This window comes from Campylobacter sp. RM12642 (assembly GCF_020137635.1).
GTDB lineage: Bacteria > Campylobacterota > Campylobacteria > Campylobacterales > Campylobacteraceae > Campylobacter_E.
Genome location: NZ_JACGAT010000001.1, coordinates 115,639 through 138,315, shown reverse-complemented (window position 1 = coordinate 138,315; position 22,677 = coordinate 115,639). Strand labels below are relative to the sequence as shown.

Here is a 22,677-nt window from a genome sequence, read left to right as displayed (position 1 = left end):
TTATGCGTAATACTTATCAAGAATTAGTTATTAAAACAAATAATTTGGAGTTTATTAGTGATTTTGTATTTGCGTTTGATGTTGATGCAATTGAAGAAAAAAATGATGAATTAATTGTAAGAAGTGATAATAATCTTGATGATTTAGTTTTTGCATTAAGCGAGTTAAAACAAAAACTTAATGATGCTAATTTAAATATTAATCTTACTTATGAACTTTGTGAAAAAGAGAATAAGGATTGGATTAATGAATATAAGAAAAATATAAAGCCAATTTTAATAGATAATATATATATACATACTACTTGGCAAGAGCCTAAAGCAGGCTATGTAAATCTAAAAATAGACCCAGCTTTAGCTTTTGGCTCAGGTCATCATGAAAGCACAAATTCTTGTGTAGAATTTTTGCAAAAATATTATAAGGGTTGTAAAACAGGCCTTGATGTAGGATGTGGTAGTGGAATTTTATCTTTAGTTATGGCTAATTATGGCATTAGTGTTGATTCTTGTGATACTGATGAATTAGCAATTATGAGTACTAAAAATAATTTTGAGTTAAATAATCTTAAAATTAATAATATTTGGCAAGGTTCTTGCGATAAAGCCAAAAAGAAATATGATTTAGTAGTAGCAAATATAATTGCCGATGTGATATTAATTATTAAAAGTGATTTGATAAAAAGTCTTAATGAGAACGGAGTTTTAATTCTTTCTGGTATTTTAAATACTTATTCTGAAAGGATTAAAAGTCAATTTTCTTCACTAACTTTAGTTGATGAGAAAATAAAAGGAGATTGGCTAACTTTAGTTTATAAGGTGAAAAATGAATAATAATGAAAATAAGAATTCTAATAAAAATCCAATAGTTATATTTTTAATTTTTTCACTATTGGTATTTGGTGGGTTTTCTTTATTTTTTGAAGAAGGTGGAATAGCTGATAATGGAAATAAAATAAGTTATTCTGACTTTAAGAAAAAAATAGAGACAGGTGAAATAACAAAAGTTCAAATAGGACAAACTCAAATAAAAGGTAGCGGTCTTAACTCTAGTTATACTGCAAACTTAGTAAGAGATTCAAATCTTACTACTTTACTTGATAGTAAAAATGTAAATTACACATCTTATTCTGAAAATAACTTTTTATCTAATTTATTATTTACTTGGATAATTCCAATTTTTATATTTTTTGCTATTTGGGGATTTATTACAAATAGAATGCAAAAGAAAATGGGTGGCGGAATTTTAGGAATTGGAAACTCAAAAAAATTAGTAAACTCTGAAAAACCAAAAGTAAAATTTGATGATGTAGCAGGTGTTGAAGAAGCAAAAGAAGAAGTAAAGGAAATAGTAGATTTTCTAAAATACCCAGAAAGATATATTAAATTAGGTGCTAAAATTCCAAAAGGTTTATTATTGGTTGGACCTCCAGGCACAGGTAAAACTCTTTTAGCAAAAGCAGTTGCAGGTGAAGCTGATGTTCCATTTTTTAGTGTTTCGGGTTCAAGTTTTATAGAAATGTTTGTAGGTGTTGGTGCTAGCCGCGTTAGAGATTTATTTGAAAACGCTAAAAAAGAAGCTCCGGCAATTATTTTTATAGATGAAATTGATGCTATTGGTAAATCTCGTGCAGCAGGTTCACATATGGGCGGGCACGATGAAAGGGAACAAACTTTAAATCAGCTTTTAGCTGAAATGGATGGGTTTGGTTCAGAAAGCCCTGTAATTGTATTAGCGGCTACAAATAGACCTGAAGTGCTAGATGCAGCATTACTTAGACCGGGTCGTTTTGATAGACAAGTTTTAGTTGATAAGCCAGATTTTAAAGGAAGATGCGATATTTTAAGCGTTCATATGAAAGATGTAAAAATTGCTAAAGAAGTTAAAGTTGAAGATATTGCAAGACTTACGGCAGGACTTGCTGGGGCTGATTTGGCAAATATAATAAATGAAGCTGCATTACTTGCAGGAAGAAATAATAAAAAAGAAGTAGAGCAAGGCGATTTAACTGAAGCAGTTGAAAGAGCTATTGCAGGACTTGAGAAAAAATCAAGAAGAATAAGTGATAAAGAGAAAAAAATTGTAACATATCATGAGTGTGGACATGCTTTAATAGCAGAGACAACTAAAGGTGCTAAAAAAGTTACAAAAGTTTCTGTTATTCCTAGAGGTTTAGCAGCGCTTGGTTATACTTTAAATACTCCTGAAGAAAATAAATTCTTAATGCAAAAACATGAGTTGATTGCAGAAGTTGATGTTCTTTTAGGTGGTCGTGCAGCTGAGCATGTATTTATTAAAGAGATTTCAACAGGTGCTAGTAATGATTTAGAAAGAGCAACCGATATTATAAAAGCAATGGTTTCTATGTATGGTATGAGTGATATTGCTGGGCTTATGGTTTTAGAAAAACAAAGAAATCAATTCTTAGGTGGTGGTCAAACTATCAAGGATTATTCAGATGATATGGCTCATAAATTAGATGAATATGTTAAAAACTTACTTGATGAGAGATTTAAATCTGTTGTTGCTACTTTAGAACAATATAGTGGAGCAATTGAAACAATGGTTGAAAAACTTTATGAAAAAGAAGTAATAGAAGGTAGTGAAGTAAGAGAAATAATTAAAAATTATGAAATAGAAAATAATTTTGAAACTAGATTAAGTGAGATAGAAAAATGAATTTAATAGCAAATTGTGGAAAAAAGATAATATTAATTGCTTGGATAATATTTATATTATTTACTTTAATATTTTCTTTTTCTTGTTTGTTATTTTTAATTTTAGTATTACTACATTTATTTTATAAAAGGGTTGAGAGAGAAATCACTGATTATGATAATAATACTATAGTAAGTCCAATTGATGCAAAGGTAGTTGGAATATATGTTGATGAAGATAATAAAAATATAGTATTAACTTTAGAAAAAAATTATTTTAGCTTATTTTTAAATTCTTCAGAAGTTAGAAGTGTGATAAAGTCTGAAGATATTTATAAAAAGCAATTTAATGGTTTAAAATATAATGATAATTTTTATTCTAATGCTACTGAAATAGTATTCAATAAAGATATTTCATTAATTTTAAAACCTGCTAAGTATTGTGTAAATTCTTTTTATGACATAAAAAAAGCTTTTAAAGGTCAAAGAATTGGATTTTTTTCAACAGGATTAGTTGATATAAAATTACCATATAATTGCACTTTATTAGTTGGAATGCACGATAAAATCTTAGCTAATGCAGATATTGCAAAGATTGGAGAATAAAATGGAAAAAAATTCTCATAAATTAGCTTATATTTTACCTAATTTATTTACAGCAGCATCTATATTTTTAGGCGTTTTAAGTATTTTAGCGTCTATTAAAGGCGATTATGATAAAGCTATGATTTTAATTATAGTAAGTTTGATTTGTGATGGCCTTGATGGTCGTGTGGCAAGACTTACAAATACAGCTTCAAAATTTGGAGTAGAATTTGATAGTTTAGCTGATATTATTGCTTTTGGAGTTGCACCTGCGGTACTATTTTATTTTAATTTAGGTCAAGAGTATGGAAGACTTGGTTCTCTTGCTATGGCTGTTTTTATAATATTTGGTGCAATTCGCTTGGCTAGATTTAATGTTACAACAGGCACATATGACCCAAGAGTTTTTATAGGTCTTCCAATTCCAACAGCTGCGGTTGTTTTAGGTATTTGGGTTGTGTTTTATAAGCACCATTTTGATAATAATTCATTTATAGAAATTTTTATTATATTTCTTACGTTTTTATTGTCGTTTTTGATGGTGAGTAATGTAAGGTATCCAAGTTTTAAAAAGATAGAATTTCAAAAAGCAAATATTTTAAAAGCTTTAGTGATTTTAATTTTTATTTGTTCTCTTATATATTTACGCCCTTTAGAGATTTTTACCTTAATAATGAGCGCTTATGTTATTTATGGTTTATCAAGAGCGATTTATAATTTATATATAAAAAAGATTAAAAAAGTAGGATAAATATGTTGGATAATAGTAGCGTAGCAGTATTTATAGATGCAGAAAACATACCTGCTAAATATGCTAGAGAAATATTTGACTACGCTTCTAATTATGGAAATGTTATTATTAAAAGAATATATGCTGATTGGAGTAAAGAAAATATTCAAAATTGGCGTGAAAAAATATTTGATTATGGCATTATTGCAATGCAGCAATTTTCTACTTCATCGGGTAAAAACTCATCTGATATGTATCTTACAACCGAAGCTTTAAGCATATTTTATGAAAAACAAATAGATGTTTTTGTTATAGTTTCAGGTGATAGTGATTATACGAGTTTGGCTCAAAAATTAAGAGAAAACAAAAAATTAGTAATTGGAATAGGGACTAATAAATCTTTAAAATCATATGTAAATTCATTTAATGAGTTTTTTTATTTGGATAATGAAAAAGTTAAAAGTAGTGATAAAGACAGATTAAAAGCAATTCCAAAAGAGCAATTAAAAGAATTAGAACAAATAATAGATAATTTAATTGATGAAAAAACTAGAGCAGAATATGCAGTAATAAATACATATATGCAGAAAAAATATTCTGATTTTCATGCTAAAAATTATGGTTTTAGTAGTTTTAGACAATTAATTGAGAATTTTATTTTAAAACATAAGGAATATCAAGAAAAAGTATCTGATGATAGATGTACTTATTATCTTGTGAAAAATTCTACACTCCTTCGCCCAAACAAGGGCGATATAGACTAAAAATTTATTAATAATACATATACTAACAATACATTAAATTAAAGGAAAGAAAAAATGAGTGAAAGAATTATAATATTTGATACAACTTTAAGAGATGGTGAGCAAAGTCCAGGTGCTTCAATGAATACAGAAGAAAAAATCCAAATTGCTTTAGCGCTTGAGCGTTTGGGTGTTGATGTTATGGAAGTAGGGTTTGCAGCATCTAGTCCAGGAGATTACGAAGCGATTAATAAAATTGCACAAATTATTAAAAACTCAAGCGTTTGTTCTCTTGCAAGATGTGTAGAAAACGACATTATTCAAGCAGGTAAAGCACTTGAGCCAGCAGCTAAAAAACGCATTCATACTTTTATTGCGACAAGTCCAATTCATATGGAATACAAGCTTAAAAAAACTCCAGCAGAAGTTCTAGCAACTGCAGTTAAGAATGTAAAATTAGCTAAGAGTTTATGCGATGATGTTGAGTTTTCTTGTGAAGACGCTTTAAGAAGTGATGTAAATTTTTTAAAAGAAATGGCTGATGCAGTTTATGAAGCAGGTGCAAGGACATTTAATATCCCTGATACGGTTGGATATAGATTACCTGATGAGATTTATAAGGTATTTAAAGAAATTAGCGATTATACAAAAGGAAGACTTATAGTATCAGCACACAATCACAATGATTTAGGTTTAGCTACTGCAAACACACTTGCTGCTATTAAAGGTGGTGCTAGACAAATTGAAGTAACTCTAAATGGCTTAGGTGAGCGTGCAGGAAATGCTGCTTTAGAAGAAGTTGTGATGGCTTTAAAGGTTAGAGCTGATGAATTAGGCGAGTTTTATACCACAATTAATCATAAAGAAATTTATCCATCAAGTAGATTATTGTCAAATATAATCGGTGTAAATCCACAACCAAATAAAGCAATAGTAGGTAAAAATGCCTTTTCTCACGAAAGCGGAATTCATCAAGATGGCGTGTTAAAACACCCTGAAACTTATGAGATTATGAAAGCTAGTGATATAGGATTAGTTCAAGATAATTTAGTTTTAGGAAAACATAGTGGAAGAGCAGCGTTTAATGATAAATTAAAATCTCTTGGCTTTACATTAGATACTGATGAGTTAAATCGTGCATTTGCAGAGTTTAAAGACCTTTGCGATAAGAAAAAAGAAGTATTTGATGAGGATTTAATAGCAATAGTGGCTGCTGATAAGATTAAAATAGAAGAGAAATTTAAGCTTATAAATCTTCAAGTAAGCGATTGTTCATCAGCACTTGCGACTGCTGCTGTTACTATGGAGTGCGATGGAGAAATATTTAGCGAAGCTGCTATTGGAGATGGTGTAATTGATGCGGTATTTAAAGTAATTGATAGAGCTAGCAAGGTAAATGGTAGCTTACTTGATTATAAGGTTGATGCGGTTAGTAAAGGTAAAGATGCTTTAGCTCAAGTTAGTGTAAAAGTTAGCTTTGAAGGTCAGCGTGCAATCATTGGTCACGGGCTTGACCTTGATACTATGAAAGCTAGTGCTAAGGCATATTTAGGTGCATTAAATAGCTATATTTCAATGAATAAATGATGAAAAAAGTTATAGAATTTGTAACAGAATTTAATAAGTTTGCTAAGGATAATTCCTTAGCACTTATAGAATTAGAACAAGCAAATTTCATAGCTAGTTCAAAAGACACTTTAAATCTTAGTAATATTGTAAAAAATATTATTTCTATTAAATTTTATAACCTTTATAAAGGAATAATTTTTTCTGATTTAGATTTATTTGTAGATAGAATACAAATATCACAATTTAGCCTAATTGATAAAAAACATATGTTGCTTTTATTAATAGCTAGTAGAAGTGAAAAATACGCTCAAACTCTAACCAGTAGTTTAAGAGAAGATGAAAGAAAATTTCTTAATACTTATCTTAAAAAAACTAAGGAATTTGTAAATTATGTATTGGATAAAAACAATAAAGACGAAATAGCTTTATTTTTATATGATTTAAATTCTTTTAGAAAATACTTAAAAAAAGATGAATTTTTAATGCCTACGAAAATTTCTAATGCTTTTAATTGGGTTAAAAAAATTGATGATAAAAATATTTTAGATGAATTAGAAAATAGTAAAAAATCATTATTTTTATCAAGAAGAAAATATTATGATAAATTAAATATATATGAAGATGTTGTGAAAGATTATAAAAAATATGAAAAAAAATTAGATTTAATTATTAAAGAGTTTAAATCAAATTCTAATTTATAAATTAAGTAAAATTCAAATATACTAAAAGTTCTTTATTATTATGATTTTTTATACTAAAAGTATTGCCTAATGCTTCGTTTAAAGTCCCACTATTTAGATATTTAAAATTAAAATTATTTAGCTCATATTTAAGGTTTTGTGAGCTAAATTTAGCTCTTTTATCAAGGCAAAATAATGATATTTGCTGACCTTTATAAGAATTAGCAGTAAAATCAGTATTTTTTATAAAAAATTCCCCGTAATTTGTGATTAGTTTTAGATTTATTGTCTTATTAAAGCGATTTTTTAATTTAAAATATTGAAACAATAAAGCTATATTTGCTATAAAATGATCATCTCTTTTGCCCCCAGCACCAAGGATAAAAATATCACTAAAATCCATTGATAAAGCGTATTTATAGGCTTTTGTTAAATCATTTGTGCTTTGATTTTTGACTTTAATTATTTTTGCTTTTGTTTTTAGATTTTGAAAACTATCTAAATCCCCAATAATTACATTAGGCTCATAATTATTAGCCAAAAGCAAATTAGCAGCCCCATCACAAGCTATTAAAAAATCAGCATTTTTTAGATAATTTAAGGTTATTTTATTGGTGCAAAACTCCCCATTAGCCATAATCACGCAAGTCATTTTAAATCCTTTTTCCAAGAAAATAAGTAAATAATACCTAAGATAAAAAATAAAATCATAAGCATTAATACAGCTAAATTAGAACTATCTTCAATGTAAAGAATAGTCCAAATATAAATAGAAGCAATGTTTGAAATACTTATATAAATATAATGATTTATTATTTTTTTTAGACTTAAAATAGTTGCTATAAGCCCACTTGAGAATATAAAGCTTTCAAGATAAATAAATCTTGATTCTAAATTCTGTAAATAAAAAGAATAAAAATAAGCAATAATAAAAATTGCTATATAAATTAATATAAAATTTTTCAAGCTTAAAGTCTTAATTAAAGTATTTTTATTCCAATAAAAATAGCCATAAATCATCATAGGAAAATAGCATAATAAATACAAAAATACTTCTCCAAAAAGTCTATTTATATAAGCAATATAAGCATAAATTAAAGCATTAAATACACCTACAATAAAGCATAATTTATTTTTTACTCCCATTAATAATACATATAAAATTCCAGTAAAAAGGGCAAAAAAGTTTAAAACATTCGAATTGGTAAAATAAGCAAAAGCTAAACTAAAAATAAGCGAAGTTAAAAATAATCTCATAATATCTCCTTAATCAGCATTACCTGTCCAAGTTCAATGGGTTTAATCTCAGCTAAAAGCACCCCAAAAAAATCTTATTATAATTATAAAAATTAATAATCTTATTAATCAATTTGTTTTATAATCACAGCTTTTAATTTACACCAATTTGGAGGTCAAAATGGCTTTGGATTCGGCAAGAAAAGCTGAAATTATCAGCAAATATGCAAGATTTGGTGGCGACACAGGTTCGTCTGAAGTTCAAATTGCTTTACTTACAGAAAGAATTGCAATATTAACAGAACACTTAAAAGTATTTAAAAAAGACTTTTCATCAAGACTAGGACTACTTAAATTAGTTGGTCAAAGAAAAAGACTTTTAAAATATTTAAAAGCTACAAAATACGATGTTTATGTTAAATTAATTAACGAATTAAACATTAGAGATAAATAATTCTTAGCCCCTTTTTGGGGCAAAATACTATGATTTTATACGATAATTTAGAAGAAATTACCTACCTTGAAAAACTAGCAAATTATCTAAGCTCTAAAGATATTGAGCTTGTTTTAACCAATAATGATGAAATGCAAGAAATCAATAAAAATACAAGAAATATTGATAAAACTACTGATGTTTTAAGTTTTCCACACGATAATTCTTTTTTAGATACTAATTTTTTAGGCTCATTAGTTATTAATACCGAACTAGCAAAAACTAAAGCTTGTGAATTAGGGCATAGTTTAGAAGATGAAATATCTTTATTATTTATTCATGGAATGTTACATTTATTAGGGTATGACCACGAAATAGATAATGGCGAAATGAGAGCAAAAGAGATTGAGCTAATAAAAGAATTTAATTTACCAACAAGCCTTATAGTAAGAACTTTAGATTAAATCTTTTTATGTAGAATGATAACTATTTTATTTTTTAAAAGGATATTCTATGGAACAAAATGCTTTAGTTCAATTTTTACCATTAATCGTATTATTTGCGATTTTTTATTTTTTAATTATTCGCCCACAACAAAAACAAGCAAAAGCACATAAAGAAATGCTAAATTCACTTACTAAAGGTGATAAAATAGTTACTAATGGTGGTTTAATTGTTGAAGTTGTAAAAGCTGAAGATGATTATTTAAAAATTAGATTAAATGATGATGTTGTTGCTAAATTAGATAAAAATTTTGTAGCTAGAAAAGTAGAAAACACAAATAATTCGGAAGCAACAAAATAATGCGTAATCAAAAAACAAAAAGTATCACATATCGTTTTTATGTTTTAGTTTTTGTTACACTTTTTGGCATATTTTTAAGTGTGCCAAGCTTTTTTTCTATAAATGGTCCTAAGATTAATTTAGGGCTTGATTTACAAGGCGGACTTCATATGCTTTTAGGTGTAGAAACCAATGAAGCTATAAAGTCTAAAGTAAAATCAATCGCTTCAAGTATTAATTATTCTTTTAATAAAGAAAATATTTTAACTGATGGATTTAAAAGTAATGATGGTGTAATACATTTTGAACTACTAGATAAAGATGATACTGCTAAAGTAGATAAAATAATTAAAGAACTAAAAGGCTTAAAAGTTAGTGTTAATAATTCTTTTTATGAGATTACTTTAACACCTGAAGAAGAAGTTCAAACTGCTAAATTTGCAATAGATCAAGCTGTAGAAACTATTAGAAATAGACTTGATTTATTTGGACTTTCAGAGCCAACTGTTGCTAAACAAGGTGAAGATAAAATCTTGGTTGAAATTCCAGGCGTAAAAACTGCTGAAGATGAGCAAAGAGCTAAAGATTTAATAGCTAAAGCTGCACATTTACAACTGATGGAAGTAGATAGAGCTAAGGCTGATCAAGGCAATATGTTAAGTCCTGAAGAAGCAGCAAGTTATGGAGATATTATTTTACCTGATGTAAAAGATAAAAATATTAAATATGTTTTAAAAGAATTACCTATTTTAGATGGCTCTATGTTAATTGATGCTAGAGTAGGATTTTCTGATAAAACTGCTCAACCTGTTATTAATTTTACACTTAATTCAGAAGGTGCAAAAATATTTGGAGATTTCACAGGTAAAAAAGTAGGTCATCAATTAGCAATAGTTTTAGATGGTAAGGTATATTCAGCTCCTAGAATTAATGAAAGAATAGGTGGTGGTAGCGGACAAATTAGTGGGAATTTCAGTGTTGAAGAAGCACACGATTTAGCTATTGCACTAAGAAGTGGGGCTTTATTAGCACCTGTTAAATTACTTGAAAAAAGAAGCGTAGGACCAAGTTTGGGTGCTGATAGTATCGAGCAAAGTTTAGTTGCACTTTTAGGTGTATTTTTGATGATTGTTGTTTTTATGGGAGTTTATTACGGAATTAGTGGTTTGTTTGCAAATATTGCTCTAATTTCTAATATATTCTTATTAGTAGCAGTAATGGCACTTTTTGGAGCAACGCTTACTCTTCCTGGTATGGCTGGAATTGTTCTAACCGTCGGTATGGCTGTAGATGCGAATGTTATTATTAATGAGCGTATTAGAGAGCTTATAAGAGATGGCGTTAATTTAAGAGATGCTATAAATAATGGTTATCATAACGCAATGAGTGCGATTTTGGATAGTAATCTAACTACTTTAATTACAAGTGCTGCATTATATGCTTATGGAACTGGTGCTATTAAAGGATTTGCTGTTACTATGAGTATAGGAATAATTGCATCTATGATAACAGCAATTATAGGAACTCATGCTTTATTTGATTTGTTTGCTAATAGAATTGAAAAAAGTGGCAATACAAGACTTTGGTTTGGTTATAGGAGAGTGTGATGCAAGTATTTTCTAGTAAAAAAATATATGATTTTATGAGGCTTAGATTTGCATCTATTGGCTTATCTTTTGTTTTAGTTATTGGCTCTATTATTTTATTATTTACACAAGGTCTAAATTACGGAATTGATTTTAGTGGTGGGACTTTAGTTCAGATAAAATATACTAATAAAAATGCTCCTTTAGATGATATTCGTAATATTTTAAATCAAAATGAAGCTTTAAAAGGTGCTAGCGTTACGGAATTTGGAAGTAGTGATGAAGTAGTAATTAGATTTTCAAGTTCAAGTGATAGTTTAGGTAAAGATGTAGGAGATACTATTGTAAAAATGTTATCTTCAACAGGTGATATTGAGCTAAGAAGAGTTGATATTGTTGGACCAAAAGTTGGTGGAGAATTAAGACAAAAAGGTTTAATGGCTATTTTAGTATCTTTTGCACTTATTTTAGTGTATATAGCTATTAGGTTTGAATGGCGTTTTGCTATGGCTGCAATTATTAGTGAAATTCACGATATTGTAATAGTTATTGGAGCGATTTCTCTTTTTCAAATTGATGTTAATCTTGATACCTTAGCAGCTATTTTAACCGTTTTAGGCTATTCACTAAATGATACAATTATTATTTTTGATAGAATTCGTGAAAGCATAAAAGAGAGTAAAAGCACTAATTTAGGCAGTATTATTAACGAAAGCGTATCAGCAACCCTATCAAGAACAACTCTTACATCAGGAACAACACTCTTTACGGTTTTAATTTTGTTTTTTTATGGTGGAGATATGATACACGGCTTTTCTCTTGCTTTAATAGTTGGGGTTATTGCAGGAACTTTAAGTTCAATTTTTGTAGCAAGCCCACTTTTAATGTGGTTTAATTTTAGTGTTAGTAATTATAGAACTAAAGAACTTGATAAAATTAAGAAAAAAGAAGAAAAAGAACGCCTAAGAGCAATGTATGAAAAAGGACAATTATAATGGATTTTGGAAGAGTAATTCATATATTCTTTACATTGATGAGCTTAACTACAACGGCTGGCTTTTTATATTATCAAAGCCCTGTGGCATTATTTATAGCAGCTAGCATTAATTTGGTTTCAACACTTTTAAAAATTGGTGTTAGAAATATTTTAAGCACAGAGATTTTTGCAAGTTCACTTGTAACTGATGTGCATTTAATAATAGCTTTTGTTTTAACTCAAATTTATGGAACTAGTATGAGTGATTTGGTATATAGTATGACAATAGGTGCTGTAATATCAAATATATTTACACTTATTTTAGTATTGATTGAAGCTATTAAAAATAAAGATGAATTTTAAGGACTAATTTATGTACAACGCAAAAGAAGTTGAGAAAAAATGGCAAGAAATTTGGGATAAAGAGAATTATTACGAACCTAGTAATGATTTTAGTAAAGAAAAAAAATATATATTATCAATGTTTCCATACCCAAGTGGTAAAATCCATATGGGACATGTAAGAAACTATGCAATAGGTGATGCTTTAGCAAGACGCTTTAGAACTATGGGCTATAATGTTTTACACCCACTAGGGTTTGATAGTTTTGGTATGCCTGCTGAAAATGCTGCTATAAAATATGGGCTTCATCCTAAAAAATGGACTTATGAAAATATTGATTATATGAAAAAAGAGCTTTATTCTTTAGGTTTTTCGTTTTCTAAGACAAGATTGCTTGCTACAAGTGATGAGATTTATACTAAATTTGAGCAAGAAATTTTTGCAAAAATGTATGAAGCAGGTCTAATTTATACAAAAAAAGCTAATGTAAATTGGTGTGATAATGATAAAACCGTTTTAGCAAACGAACAAGTTGAAGATGGCAAATGCTGGAGATGTGGTCATGAAGTAGAGCAAAAATCTATGAATGGCTATTATGTAAGAATTACAAAATATGCTGAAGAATTATTAAAAGATTTAAAATATTTAGAAGATAAATGGCCAAATCAAGTTTTAACAATGCAAGAAAATTGGATAGGCAAAAGCGATGGATTGGAATTTGAATTAGATGTATCAAGTTCTAATAAAGATTTAGATGGATTAAAATTCAGTGTATTTACAACCCGTGCTGATACGATTTTTGGACTTTCTTATTTTGCTTTAGCACCTGAACATGAAATTACTAAAAAAGTTTTAGAAACTAATTTAATAAGTGAAAATGATAAAGACAAAATTAAAGCTATGCAAAATATGAGTGCTAAAAATAGAGCTCAAAGTGAAAAAGAAGGCGTATTTTTAGGTATTTATGCAATTCATCCAATAACTAAAGAAAAATTACCTGTATGGGTAGCAAATTTCGTTTTAGCTGATTATGGTAGTGGTGCTGTTATGGCAGTTCCAGCTCACGATGAAAGAGATTTTGAGTTTGCTAAAAAATATAATTTAAATATAAAATATGTAATAAATGGCGAAAATAAAAAAGATAATGAACCTTTTACTGAATATGGAATTTTATTTGATAGTGCAGAATTTAGTGGCTTAGATAGTGCTAGTGCTAGAATTGCGATTGCTAAAGAATTTGAAAATAGAAAAATCGGTAAAAGTATAATCAATTATAAATTAAGAGATTGGGGTATATCTCGTCAAAGATATTGGGGAGCTCCTATTCCGATTGTTAAATGCGATACTTGTGGAAGTGTAGTTGAGAATAACTTGCCTGTAGCTTTACCTGAAGATGTAGTAATTGATGGAGAAGGAAATCCACTTGAAAAACACCCTACATTTAAACAATGTAAATGCCCTAAATGTGGAAAAGACGCAATTAGAGAGAGCGATACAATGGATACATTTTTCCAAAGTTCTTGGTATTTTGCAAGATTTGCAAGTAATCCTAGCAATTGGAATACAAAAGCAATTGATGATGAAGCAAAATATTGGATGAATGTAGATCAATATATTGGTGGTATTGAACACGCGATTTTACACTTATTATATGCTAGATTTTTCCAAAAAGCTTTAAGGGATTTAGGATATTTAAATGTAGATGAGCCGTTTGAACGCCTACTTACTCAAGGTATGGTTTTAAAAGATGGTGCTAAGATGAGTAAAAGCAAGGGTAATACGGTTGATCCTGATGATATTATTAAAAATTACGGAGCTGATACTGCAAGACTTTTCATACTTTTTGCTGCACCACCTCAAAAAGAATTAGAATGGAATGATAGTGCGGTTGAAGGTGCTTATAGATTTTTAAATAGACTTTATGATAAGGCTTTAGGGATTAATGTAGTTGATTTTAGTAATATAAATCACGCAAATCTTAGTAAAGATGATAAATTAGCAAGACTTAAAGTATATGAAGCTTTAAAAAAGGCTGATGATGTATTTAATAAAACTTACGCATTTAATACATTAATAGCTGCTTGTATGGAAGGCTTAAATGCTTTAAATAACGCAAGTAGTGATGAAGTTTTAAGTGAAGGTTTTGCAATAATTTTAAGCATACTTGACCCAATTATTCCACATTTAGCAAGTGAGTTAAGTGAGAAATTATTTAATAGAACAAATATTAAAACTTATGAATTAAAAGAAGAAGTATTTGTAAGTGATACAATAAAACTTGGAATTAGTATTAATGGTAAAAATAGAGCAGAGATTGAAGTTGATGCAAATGCTAATCAAGATGAAATTATCAAAATAGCAAAAGATAAAGCAGCTAAATGGCTAGAAGATAAGATTATCGTAAAAGAAATTTATATTCCTAATAAATTAGTAAATATTGTAATTAAATGAAAAAAATACTTTTAAGTTTTACATTATTTTTTTGTGCTTGTGGCTATGCACCTTTGAATGTAGCCACTAGCAAAATGTTAGGCGAAAGTGTCAATGTAATTACTATTATAAATAAGGCTGAACCTAAAGATAGTATTACTTTAAATGATAATTTTACGAATTATGTAGAACATTATATGCATAAAAGTGTTAGTAAAACTGCAGATAGTAAGATTATTTTAAGAATTCTTAGTAGTGAATTTATACCTTTATATTATGATGAATTTGGATACGCTAAGAGCTATAAAGCTATTATTAGATTAGAATTTAATGTAACTTTTCAAGATGAAACAACTAAAAAAATTATAACTTCAGGCGAGCATATTTTTAATACAAATACAATTAGTGTTTTAAGTGATGAGCAAAAAAGTAGAGCTATTAATTTAGCTAGCCAAAAGGCGTTTAACGAATTTGCTTTAAGAATTATTATGTAGTTAATAATTAATTTTGTTTTGTTAGTATTAAGAAAAAATTTTAAAGAGAAAAAATGTCTATTAATATTAATGTGATTGCTAAAGAAACAATTGTAGAACTTACCAAAAGGAACTTATTATTAACTCCTGAAAATTATTCAGAAGTTTTTGATGAGATTGCTAAAAAGTATGGAAGAACAACTCAAAATATTGATAAAATTCAAGGGTATATTTCTAAATTAAATCCCACATTAGCTCAAGATGTAAAAGGAAGAAATGTAAAAAGCTTAGAAGAATTAGTAGTATTTTTAATCTCTAAAGCTAATGGTATAAAAGAAGATAATAGTGATAAAAAGCTCATAATAAACTATAATATAATTTGTAAAAAATTATTAAAAATATTATCAAATTTACCAAATAAATCAACTAAAACTCTTAGTGAAGAAGCTTTAAATAAATTAAATAATTCAAGTCTAAAAACATTAGAAGAATTAAAAAAAGATTGGATTAGGGTAGATGATGATTTATTAGAACTTAATAATAAAATTCAACATTTAGGATTAAACTCAAGAGATGATTTTTTAGAAATTTTAGATGAATTATCTTTAAAAATTGAAAGAAATAATTCTAATGCAGTGTGTGAAAATTTAGCTCCATCTGTGGCTTATTCTTTAACTCCATCAATTGCTAATTATGTAAATGATGAAATCAATCAGTTTTGTGAGAGTATAAATGCAGAACCGCAAATATTAGGCGTAAAGCAAATTACAGAGCAATTTAGAAATCTAGTTAAAAAAAGAATAGATATTGATAGAGCAGAAATTTCAAGTTCAAATAAAGTTTTAAATGATGTTTTAGAGCAAATTAGCGATAAGATTGTAAGTATTCTTAGCATGGCTACAAATTCTCAACAAAAAGTTCAAGAAATTAAAAAAGAAATTGAAAGTATTAAAGCTGAAGATGAAGCTATGCAGACTATTAAAGCAAGATTGATAGCTATAGTTGCTATGTTTGAAAAAGAAATAATAGATTTAAAAGAAAAAACAAAATTAGATGCCGATACTTTAGGTGATCTTAAAATTAAAGTTCAAGGACTAGAGCAAGAAATTAACAAACTAAGAGAAGAAACTCAAGTAGATTTTCTAACTCAACTTGCAAATAAGCGTCAATTAGAAGAACAATTAAAATTAGCCGAAGAATCTTATGAAAGATATAATATAAATTATTCAATAGCATTTTTTGATATTGACCATTTTAAGTTTATAAATGATACCTATGGACACGCAGCAGGAGATACTATACTTGCTAATTTAGGAAATATTATTTTAAATAACATTAGAAAATTAGATTGTGCGGGGAGATATGGTGGGGAAGAATTTATGGTAATTCTTCCACATTCATCAATTGATGATGCAGTAAAATTTGCTGAAAAAATTAGAGTTTTAGTATCAGAGCAAAAGTTTTTATGTAAAGGTAAGACTATTAGTATAAAAGTAAGCGGTGGGGTTAGTGATAGAAGAAGCTATGAGACCCAAGAGCAATTTATTGAAGCTGTTGATAAATTATTATACGCAGCAAAAAATGCAGGTAGAAATAATATAAAAAGTGCAAGTAGAAAATAAACTTTCAAATTATTTAGATAATTTAGCGGAATTTTACGAGAAATTTGACCTTTTTAAGGCTCATAGATTTAAGCATTTGCTAAATTATGATTTTGATACAAAAGTAGTGCAAATTTTAGGCACTAATGGTAAAGGTAGTACGGGAAGATACCTTGCTTTAATGCTTAGTGATAGCGGGTATAAAGTAGGGCATTTTATAAGTCCACATATATTCTCTTACAAAGAAAGATTTAGTATATTTCAAAATCAAGTTATGCAAGATATTGATTTAGACATAGCTCATAATATTTTGCAAGATAAATTAAAAAATCTTAATTTAAAAGAAAATCTTAGTTATTTTGAATATTTATGCTTTTTATCACCTATTGTTTTTAGTGAGTGTGATTATGTTATTTTTGAAGCTGGACTTGGTGGAGAATACGATGCTACAAGTATTTTTAAAAGAGATTTATGTGTATTTACTCCGATTAGTATTGACCATGCTGATATTTTAGGTTCTAATTTAGATGATATTTTTAGAACTAAAATTAAAGCAATGTGTGGTGTTAATATTTTTGCTAATAAAAATGAGATGATATTAAAAGCGGCCATTCAAAAAGGAGTTAAGGCTAGTTTTTTGAGTGCTGATTATTCAAAATTATGCCTTGATGAAAATGAGTTTTTAAAACATAATTTTAGCTTAGCTCAACTTGCATATTTTGAGTTAGAAAAACATTTTTATATAGGTAAAGCAATTAAATTAGATTTAAGAGCAAGATGTGAAAAATTAGCAAGTAATTTAATAATAGATGTAGGGCATAACGCTGCAGCTGCAAAGAATTTAAATCAAGAAATTAAAAAACAATTCCCAACTAAAGTTAGTTTAATTGCTAATTTTTTTGCTAATAAAGATGTAAAAGATATTTTAAGTATTTTAAAGCCAAGTATTAATGAAGTTTTGGTTTTTAACTATGAAAGCGAACATAGAGCCTTAGCAAATGTTAAAGAGATTTGCAAAGAATTAGATATTAAATGTAGTGATTTTAGTGATTTTGATACAGATAAAAATTATGCAGTTTTTGGCTCTTTTATGCTAGTAGAAAGGTTTTTGAGATTTTATGCAAGCAAATCTTTATGAGTATTTAATAAATAATAAAAATTATGCAAAAATTATTATATGTGAAGACTTAAACGAAGCAAAATCTTTATCAAATGTAGCTTTATATTTAGGGATAAATAGTTTTATTTTACCTGATTTTAGAGCAGAGATTAATGACGATTTACGCTCGTTTTCTATGGAATTATTTGATATTTCAAAAGTTTTAAGTGATTATTACGATTATCAAGATAAAAAGATTTTAATAATCCCTATTAATACTATTAAAAAACCACTTCCAAGTAAAGATAATTTAAAGTGTTTAAAGATTGAATTTGACGATAGGATTAATTTAAATTCTTTAGCAAAAGAGCTTTTAAGGTTAAATTATAATTTAGTTGATATGGTTCAAAGTCCAGGAGAATTCAGCATAGGTCATGAAAAAATTGATATTTTTTCATTGAAATATGAAAATCCAATTAGAATAGTTTTATTTGATGATGAAGTAGAAAGTATTAAATATTTTGATGCAAGTTCTGGACTTAGCTATAAAGAAGAGTGTGAATATTGCGATATTTTGCCGTTAATTTCTTATGTAAGCGAAGAAAAATACGAAGAAATCAAAGAAAGTATTTTAAATAATGATGATTTAAATGAATACGAAAGCGTATTTTATTGGCATTTAAAACTTAGTAATTATTTAGAGTTTTCTTATGTTTGCACGAAAGAATTTGAATTAGGAAATATAATTTCTAAAGCTAAAAAATATAGCGATATGGTGTTTAATCCTAGCAATGATTTTTTCAAATTAAACTCAAATAAAAAAATAAAATTACTAGCTAGTAATGAGAATAAATTCTTAGATTATAAATTAGGTGAAAATGTAGAAAAAATCATCTCAAATGCAGTTTTAAATATTCAAAGCGATGATGAATTAATATTAAGTCTTAATAAATATTATAAAAAAGAGAAAAAATATAAATCAAGCATAGTTTTAGATGAGCTTATAAAAAATGATTATGTAGTTCATGAGCGATACGGCGTAGGTAGATTTTTAGGATTAGAATTAATAGAAAATGAAGGAAAAAAGCAAGAATTTATTGTGATTGAATATCAAAATGAAAACAAATTGCTACTTCCAACTAGCTCACTTTATTTGCTTGATAAATACATTTCAAGCTCAATTCCTGAACTTGATAAATTAGGCAAAAATACTTTTGTAAAACTCAAAGAAAAACTTAAAACTAAATTATTAGCAATTGCAGGTGCTATTACTGAACTAGCAGCAAAAAGGCAGTTAATTGTAACAAAGGCTATTAAAAAACCACTTGATTATGAGATATTTAAGGCTAAAGCAGGATTTGTTTTAACAAGTGATCAAGAAAAAGCAGTTAATGATATTTTTGAAGAGATAAGCAAATGCACTCCTATGGATAGATTACTTAGTGCTGATGTTGGTTTTGGTAAAACCGAAGTCGCAATGCACGCAATTTTTGCCTGTGTTAAAAATGGTTTAAATGCCTTATTTTTTGTCCCGACTACACTTTTATGCTCTCAACATTATAAAACACTTAAAAATCGTTTAGAGCCTTTTGGAATTCAAGTTTTTAGACTTGATAGATTTTCTAATACTAAAAAAGCTATTATGAATACAAAAGAGCCAAAGGTTATTATAGGAACTCACGCTTTACTTAGCTTAGCAATTGATGATGTTGGGCTAATCGTAATTGATGAAGAGCATAAATTTGGTGTAAAACAAAAAGAAAAATTAAAAGATATAAGCATAAAAGCTCATCAATTAAGTATGAGTGCTACCCCAATCCCAAGAACGCTTAATCAAGCCTTAAGCACACTTAAGACTTATTCTCAAATTCTAACTCCACCTAATGATAGATTAGATGTAAGAACTTTTGTAAAAACTTATGATGACGCTTTAATTAAAGAAATCATAGCAAGAGAGCTTAGGCGTGGTGGGCAAGTATTTTACATACACAATCACATAGCTTCAATTGAACATAAAAAACGCTATTTAGAAGAGCTTTATCCAAAGCTTAGAATTTTAGTTTTACATTCAAAAATACCAGCAAATGAAGCTGAAGAAAAATTATTTGAATACGAAGAGAAAAAATATGATTTATTATTATGCACGAGCATTGTTGAAAGTGGAATTGACTTAGCAAATGCAAACACCATAATAGTAGAAAAATCAAATCATTTCGGCATAGCTGATTTGCACCAACTTCGTGGTAGAGTAGGTCGTAGCAAAATACAAGGATTTTGTTATTTTCTAGTTGATAACGAAGAAAGTGTTAGTGAAGATTCTAAGAAAAGATTATTAAGCTTAGCTAGTAATTCGTATTTAGGCAGTGGTAGCACTCTAGCTCAAATGGATTTAGAAATAAGGGGTGGTGGTAATTTATTAGGTGCTGAACAAAGCGGTCATATAGAACAACTTGGCTATGCGCTTTATATTAAAATGCTAGAAGCTGAAATTAATCGACTAAGTAAAGGAAATATCACAAAAGAGATTAAATACGAGCAAAAATTATTAGTAAATGCTTATATAAGTGATTATTTAGTGCCTAACGATAAGCTAAGATTAAGCCTTTATAGAAAAATAAATGAGTGCGATAATTTAGCTAGTTTATCTACTATGCAAGATTCTTTTAACGATAGATTTGGCAAATGCGATAGCTATACAAGAAATTATTTTTCACTTATGGCAATTAAAATTTTATGTATTAAGCACGGATTTTGTGAAGTTAGTAATTATGAGCAAAATATAAAACTTTTAAAAGATAATGATGAAAGAATTATTTTAAAAGCACCAAGCAAAAGCGATGATGATATAATAGATACTTTATTAAAATATTTAAATTCTTTATAAGAATTTAAATATTAATTCGGATTAATTAATTTGCTCAAGCATACTTAAAACTTCTTCAAAAGCAAAAGCCTCATCATTTCCTTGTCTTAAAAAATCATTCATATAATCTTTTTTACTCATTGCAAAATCAAGCTCTTTATCGCTACCTTTTACATAAGCACCAATTCTAATTAGAGTTTCGTTTTCTTTTAAAACTGAATTAAGCCTTTTAAACTTAGCCGCATTTTTTTTATGTTCAGGCGTTACTACATCTCCCATAACCCTACTTGCTGAATTTTGAATATTAATCGGAGGATATATTCCAAAATCAGTTAGGCTTCTATCTAATACAATATGCCCATCAAGAATTGACCTACTTTGATCAGCAATAGGATCACTCATATCATCGCCATCAACTAACACGGTAAAAAATGCTGTAATAGTTCCTTTACCTTCTTCTTTACCAGCTCGCTCCATTAATTGTGGCAATAGATTAAATACACTTGGTGGATAGCCTTTAGCAGTAGGTGGCTCTCCAAGAGCAAGACCGATTTCGCGTTGAGCCATAGCAAAACGAGTAACGCTATCCATTATAAATAATACATCCATTCCTTGCTCTTTAAAAAATTCAGCCACACTCATAGCACAAAATGCCCCATATTTACGCATTAATGCACTATCATCGCTAGTGGCAACTATCATAACGGTATCATCCATTTTACCACCTAAATTCTTATGTATAAACTCAGGAATTTCTCTACCACGCTCACCTATTAAAGCAACTACTTTAACGGCTGCAGGGGCATTTTTAACTATCATTCCCATAAGAGTTGATTTACCAACCCCAGAGCCAGCAAAAATGCCTAATTTTTGTCCTACTCCACAAGTTAAAAGCCCATCAATACTTTTAATACCAACAGGAAAAGGCTCGCTTATAAGCCCACGCTTAAGTGCGTCTATTGGTGCTCTTAAAATGGGCATCATTTTACTTGGTGTGATTTTTTCTTTTCCATCTTTTGGACGCATAAATGGATCAACCACACGCCCAAGTAATTCCATAGAGCAAGGAATTTTCATTCCTGCTTCTTCTAAAAATGCTTTATCTCCGATTTTAAAGCCTTCTACAAAATCAAAAGGGCTTAAAAATGAAATATGCTCTTCAATCTTAACAACCATTGCATAAGCGGTTTTTTCCTCGTTTTCAAGTCTTATAACATCGCCTACGCTAGTGATTAATCCTTTAATCTCTATACTAATTGCAGAGATTTTGTATATAAAGCCAAAATTTTGTGAAATTGGTATTTTTGATATTTTATTTTTAAGTTTTTCTAAGTTCATTTTATTAGTGAATAAAATTCTTTCCTAGTTCTTTCATCACTTAAAAATATGCCTTTAAGAGAACTTGTTATTGTTTTAGAATTTACTTTTTGAATTCCACGCATTTGCATACATAAATGCTCAGCTTCAATAGTTACAGCAACACCTTTTGGCTTTAATATTTCATATAAAGCTAGGCTAATTTGTTCGCATAATTGTTCTTGGATTTGCAATCTTCTTGAATAAACTTCAACAAGTCTAGGTAATTTTGAAAGCCCAACTACTTTTCCATTAGGTATATAAGCAATATGAACTTTTCCAAAAAATGGTAATAAATGGTGTTCGCATAAGCTATAAAAATCAATGTCTTTTACTAAAACCATTTCATTGTTATCAGTGTTAAAAATAGCTTCGTTTAAAATTTCTTTTGGATTTTTTGTATAGCCACTACATAAGAATTCATATGATTTTTGAACCCTTTCAGGTGTTTTTACTAATCCTTCTCTATTTGGATTTTCACCAATTTTTATTAATAAATTTTTAATTAAGTCTTGCATTCTTTACCTTTATATTTTG

At 28.3% G+C, this 22,677-nt stretch carries 22 protein-coding genes; 18 read left to right on the top strand and 4 right to left on the bottom strand.

Annotation, left to right across the window (positions count from 1 at the left end; genetic code table 11):
- The first annotated feature begins 2 nt into the window (after positions 1-2).
- Genes AVBRAN12642_RS00660 through AVBRAN12642_RS00630 form a run of 7 tightly spaced genes read left to right on the top strand, consistent with a single transcriptional unit; the run spans position 3 to position 6,982 of the window.
- A complete protein-coding gene (locus AVBRAN12642_RS00660; protein WP_336606837.1) occupies positions 3-830 on the top strand; it encodes a 50S ribosomal protein L11 methyltransferase in 828 nt (275 codons plus the stop codon).
- Positions 823-2,676, top strand: a complete 1,854-nt coding sequence (gene ftsH / locus AVBRAN12642_RS00655; RefSeq protein WP_336606836.1) for an ATP-dependent zinc metalloprotease FtsH — start codon at positions 823-825, stop codon at positions 2,674-2,676. The genes AVBRAN12642_RS00660 and ftsH overlap by 8 nt, the downstream gene beginning before the upstream one ends.
- The gene (locus tag AVBRAN12642_RS00650; RefSeq protein WP_336606835.1) at positions 2,673-3,260 is read left to right on the top strand and encodes a hypothetical protein; all 588 of its coding nucleotides are present in this window, start codon (positions 2,673-2,675) and stop codon (positions 3,258-3,260) included. Before ftsH ends, AVBRAN12642_RS00650 begins: the two co-directional genes overlap by 4 nt.
- 1 nt (position 3,261) lies before the next feature.
- On the top strand, positions 3,262-3,990 hold the full coding sequence (gene pssA / locus AVBRAN12642_RS00645; RefSeq protein ID WP_214115871.1) for a CDP-diacylglycerol--serine O-phosphatidyltransferase: 729 nt from the start codon (positions 3,262-3,264) through the stop codon (positions 3,988-3,990).
- A gap of 5 nt (positions 3,991-3,995) precedes the next feature.
- Entirely contained in the window at positions 3,996-4,733 is a 738-nt protein-coding gene (locus AVBRAN12642_RS00640) for an NYN domain-containing protein (protein ID WP_214116012.1), read from the top strand.
- A gap of 54 nt (positions 4,734-4,787) precedes the next feature.
- Entirely contained in the window at positions 4,788-6,299 is a 1,512-nt protein-coding gene (locus AVBRAN12642_RS00635; protein ID WP_214120014.1) for a 2-isopropylmalate synthase, read from the top strand.
- Positions 6,299-6,982, top strand: coding sequence for a hypothetical protein (locus AVBRAN12642_RS00630; RefSeq protein ID WP_336606834.1), 684 nt, complete (start codon positions 6,299-6,301; stop codon positions 6,980-6,982). The genes AVBRAN12642_RS00635 and AVBRAN12642_RS00630 overlap by 1 nt, the downstream gene beginning before the upstream one ends.
- 1 nt (position 6,983) lies before the next feature.
- On the opposite strand, the gene AVBRAN12642_RS00625 is transcribed toward AVBRAN12642_RS00630, so the two are convergent.
- Both AVBRAN12642_RS00625 and pnuC read right to left on the bottom strand, forming a co-directional pair.
- A complete protein-coding gene (locus AVBRAN12642_RS00625) occupies positions 6,984-7,613 on the bottom strand; it encodes a thiamine diphosphokinase (RefSeq protein WP_336606833.1) in 630 nt (209 codons plus the stop codon).
- Complete coding sequence (gene pnuC / locus AVBRAN12642_RS00620) at positions 7,610-8,218, bottom strand: nicotinamide riboside transporter PnuC (protein WP_336606832.1); 609 nt, start codon at positions 8,216-8,218, stop codon at positions 7,610-7,612. The genes AVBRAN12642_RS00625 and pnuC overlap by 4 nt, the downstream gene beginning before the upstream one ends.
- 160 nt (positions 8,219-8,378) lie before the next feature.
- On the opposite strand from pnuC, the gene rpsO reads away from it, so the two are divergent.
- The 11 genes from rpsO to AVBRAN12642_RS00565 are packed head-to-tail and all read left to right on the top strand — an operon-like array spanning position 8,379 to position 20,805.
- A complete protein-coding gene (gene rpsO, locus AVBRAN12642_RS00615) occupies positions 8,379-8,651 on the top strand; it encodes a 30S ribosomal protein S15 (protein WP_214115856.1) in 273 nt (90 codons plus the stop codon).
- A 29-nt stretch (positions 8,652-8,680) separates the two neighbouring features.
- Positions 8,681-9,094: an rRNA maturation RNase YbeY gene (gene ybeY, locus AVBRAN12642_RS00610; protein ID WP_214116010.1), complete on the top strand. Its 414-nt coding sequence runs from the start codon at positions 8,681-8,683 to the stop codon at positions 9,092-9,094.
- 49 nt (positions 9,095-9,143) lie between these two features.
- Positions 9,144-9,434 (top strand): preprotein translocase subunit YajC, encoded by a 291-nt coding sequence (yajC, locus tag AVBRAN12642_RS00605; protein WP_214115855.1) that lies wholly within the window; start codon positions 9,144-9,146, stop codon positions 9,432-9,434.
- The gene (gene secD / locus AVBRAN12642_RS00600) at positions 9,434-11,020 is read left to right on the top strand and encodes a protein translocase subunit SecD (RefSeq protein WP_214115854.1); all 1,587 of its coding nucleotides are present in this window, start codon (positions 9,434-9,436) and stop codon (positions 11,018-11,020) included. Before yajC ends, secD begins: the two co-directional genes overlap by 1 nt.
- Complete coding sequence (gene secF, locus AVBRAN12642_RS00595; RefSeq protein ID WP_214115853.1) at positions 11,020-11,994, top strand: protein translocase subunit SecF; 975 nt, start codon at positions 11,020-11,022, stop codon at positions 11,992-11,994. Before secD ends, secF begins: the two co-directional genes overlap by 1 nt.
- The gene (locus AVBRAN12642_RS00590; RefSeq protein WP_214115852.1) at positions 11,994-12,338 is read left to right on the top strand and encodes a DUF6394 family protein; all 345 of its coding nucleotides are present in this window, start codon (positions 11,994-11,996) and stop codon (positions 12,336-12,338) included. The genes secF and AVBRAN12642_RS00590 overlap by 1 nt, the downstream gene beginning before the upstream one ends.
- A 10-nt stretch (positions 12,339-12,348) precedes the next feature.
- Positions 12,349-14,769 (top strand): leucine--tRNA ligase, encoded by a 2,421-nt coding sequence (leuS, locus tag AVBRAN12642_RS00585; protein WP_214115851.1) that lies wholly within the window; start codon positions 12,349-12,351, stop codon positions 14,767-14,769.
- Positions 14,766-15,242: a hypothetical protein gene (locus AVBRAN12642_RS00580; protein WP_214115850.1), complete on the top strand. Its 477-nt coding sequence runs from the start codon at positions 14,766-14,768 to the stop codon at positions 15,240-15,242. Before leuS ends, AVBRAN12642_RS00580 begins: the two co-directional genes overlap by 4 nt.
- A 53-nt stretch (positions 15,243-15,295) precedes the next feature.
- Positions 15,296-16,843, top strand: a complete 1,548-nt coding sequence (locus AVBRAN12642_RS00575) for a GGDEF domain-containing protein (protein WP_214115849.1) — start codon at positions 15,296-15,298, stop codon at positions 16,841-16,843.
- Positions 16,827-17,960 (top strand): Mur ligase family protein, encoded by a 1,134-nt coding sequence (locus AVBRAN12642_RS00570; RefSeq protein ID WP_336606830.1) that lies wholly within the window; start codon positions 16,827-16,829, stop codon positions 17,958-17,960. Before AVBRAN12642_RS00575 ends, AVBRAN12642_RS00570 begins: the two co-directional genes overlap by 17 nt.
- Positions 17,941-20,805 (top strand): DEAD/DEAH box helicase, encoded by a 2,865-nt coding sequence (locus tag AVBRAN12642_RS00565; RefSeq protein WP_336606829.1) that lies wholly within the window; start codon positions 17,941-17,943, stop codon positions 20,803-20,805. Before AVBRAN12642_RS00570 ends, AVBRAN12642_RS00565 begins: the two co-directional genes overlap by 20 nt.
- Before the next feature lie 21 nt (positions 20,806-20,826).
- Here AVBRAN12642_RS00565 and fliI read toward each other — a convergent pair whose 3' ends face one another.
- Positions 20,827-22,122 (bottom strand): flagellar protein export ATPase FliI, encoded by a 1,296-nt coding sequence (fliI, locus tag AVBRAN12642_RS00560; RefSeq protein WP_214115846.1) that lies wholly within the window; start codon positions 22,120-22,122, stop codon positions 20,827-20,829.
- Positions 22,119-22,658, bottom strand: a complete 540-nt coding sequence (gene folE / locus AVBRAN12642_RS00555; RefSeq protein ID WP_214120540.1) for a GTP cyclohydrolase I FolE — start codon at positions 22,656-22,658, stop codon at positions 22,119-22,121. The genes fliI and folE overlap by 4 nt, the downstream gene beginning before the upstream one ends.
- Positions 22,659-22,677: the final 19 nt, after the last annotated feature.

Bases quoted from the DNA above. Each gene is read 5' to 3' on its own strand.
- AVBRAN12642_RS00660 (WP_336606837.1), top strand. From the start codon at position 3: ATGCGTAATACTTATCAAGAATTAGTTATTAAAACAAATAATTTGGAG.
- secF (WP_214115853.1), top strand. From the start codon at position 11,020: ATGCAAGTATTTTCTAGTAAAAAAATATATGATTTTATGAGGCTTAGA.
- leuS (WP_214115851.1), top strand. From the start codon at position 12,349: ATGTACAACGCAAAAGAAGTTGAGAAAAAATGGCAAGAAATTTGGGAT.
- pssA (WP_214115871.1), top strand. From the start codon at position 3,262: ATGGAAAAAAATTCTCATAAATTAGCTTATATTTTACCTAATTTATTT.
- fliI (WP_214115846.1), bottom strand. From the start codon at position 22,122: ATGAACTTAGAAAAACTTAAAAATAAAATATCAAAAATACCAATTTCA.
- pnuC (WP_336606832.1), bottom strand. From the start codon at position 8,218: ATGAGATTATTTTTAACTTCGCTTATTTTTAGTTTAGCTTTTGCTTAT.
- AVBRAN12642_RS00590 (WP_214115852.1), top strand. From the start codon at position 11,994: ATGGATTTTGGAAGAGTAATTCATATATTCTTTACATTGATGAGCTTA.
- secD (WP_214115854.1), top strand. From the start codon at position 9,434: ATGCGTAATCAAAAAACAAAAAGTATCACATATCGTTTTTATGTTTTA.
- AVBRAN12642_RS00630 (WP_336606834.1), top strand. From the start codon at position 6,299: ATGAAAAAAGTTATAGAATTTGTAACAGAATTTAATAAGTTTGCTAAG.
- ybeY (WP_214116010.1), top strand. From the start codon at position 8,681: ATGATTTTATACGATAATTTAGAAGAAATTACCTACCTTGAAAAACTA.
- AVBRAN12642_RS00580 (WP_214115850.1), top strand. From the start codon at position 14,766: ATGAAAAAAATACTTTTAAGTTTTACATTATTTTTTTGTGCTTGTGGC.
- folE (WP_214120540.1), bottom strand. From the start codon at position 22,658: ATGCAAGACTTAATTAAAAATTTATTAATAAAAATTGGTGAAAATCCA.
- AVBRAN12642_RS00635 (WP_214120014.1), top strand. From the start codon at position 4,788: ATGAGTGAAAGAATTATAATATTTGATACAACTTTAAGAGATGGTGAG.
- rpsO (WP_214115856.1), top strand. From the start codon at position 8,379: ATGGCTTTGGATTCGGCAAGAAAAGCTGAAATTATCAGCAAATATGCA.
- AVBRAN12642_RS00650 (WP_336606835.1), top strand. From the start codon at position 2,673: ATGAATTTAATAGCAAATTGTGGAAAAAAGATAATATTAATTGCTTGG.
- yajC (WP_214115855.1), top strand. From the start codon at position 9,144: ATGGAACAAAATGCTTTAGTTCAATTTTTACCATTAATCGTATTATTT.
- AVBRAN12642_RS00565 (WP_336606829.1), top strand. From the start codon at position 17,941: ATGCAAGCAAATCTTTATGAGTATTTAATAAATAATAAAAATTATGCA.
- AVBRAN12642_RS00575 (WP_214115849.1), top strand. From the start codon at position 15,296: ATGTCTATTAATATTAATGTGATTGCTAAAGAAACAATTGTAGAACTT.
- AVBRAN12642_RS00625 (WP_336606833.1), bottom strand. From the start codon at position 7,613: ATGACTTGCGTGATTATGGCTAATGGGGAGTTTTGCACCAATAAAATA.
- ftsH (WP_336606836.1), top strand. From the start codon at position 823: ATGAATAATAATGAAAATAAGAATTCTAATAAAAATCCAATAGTTATA.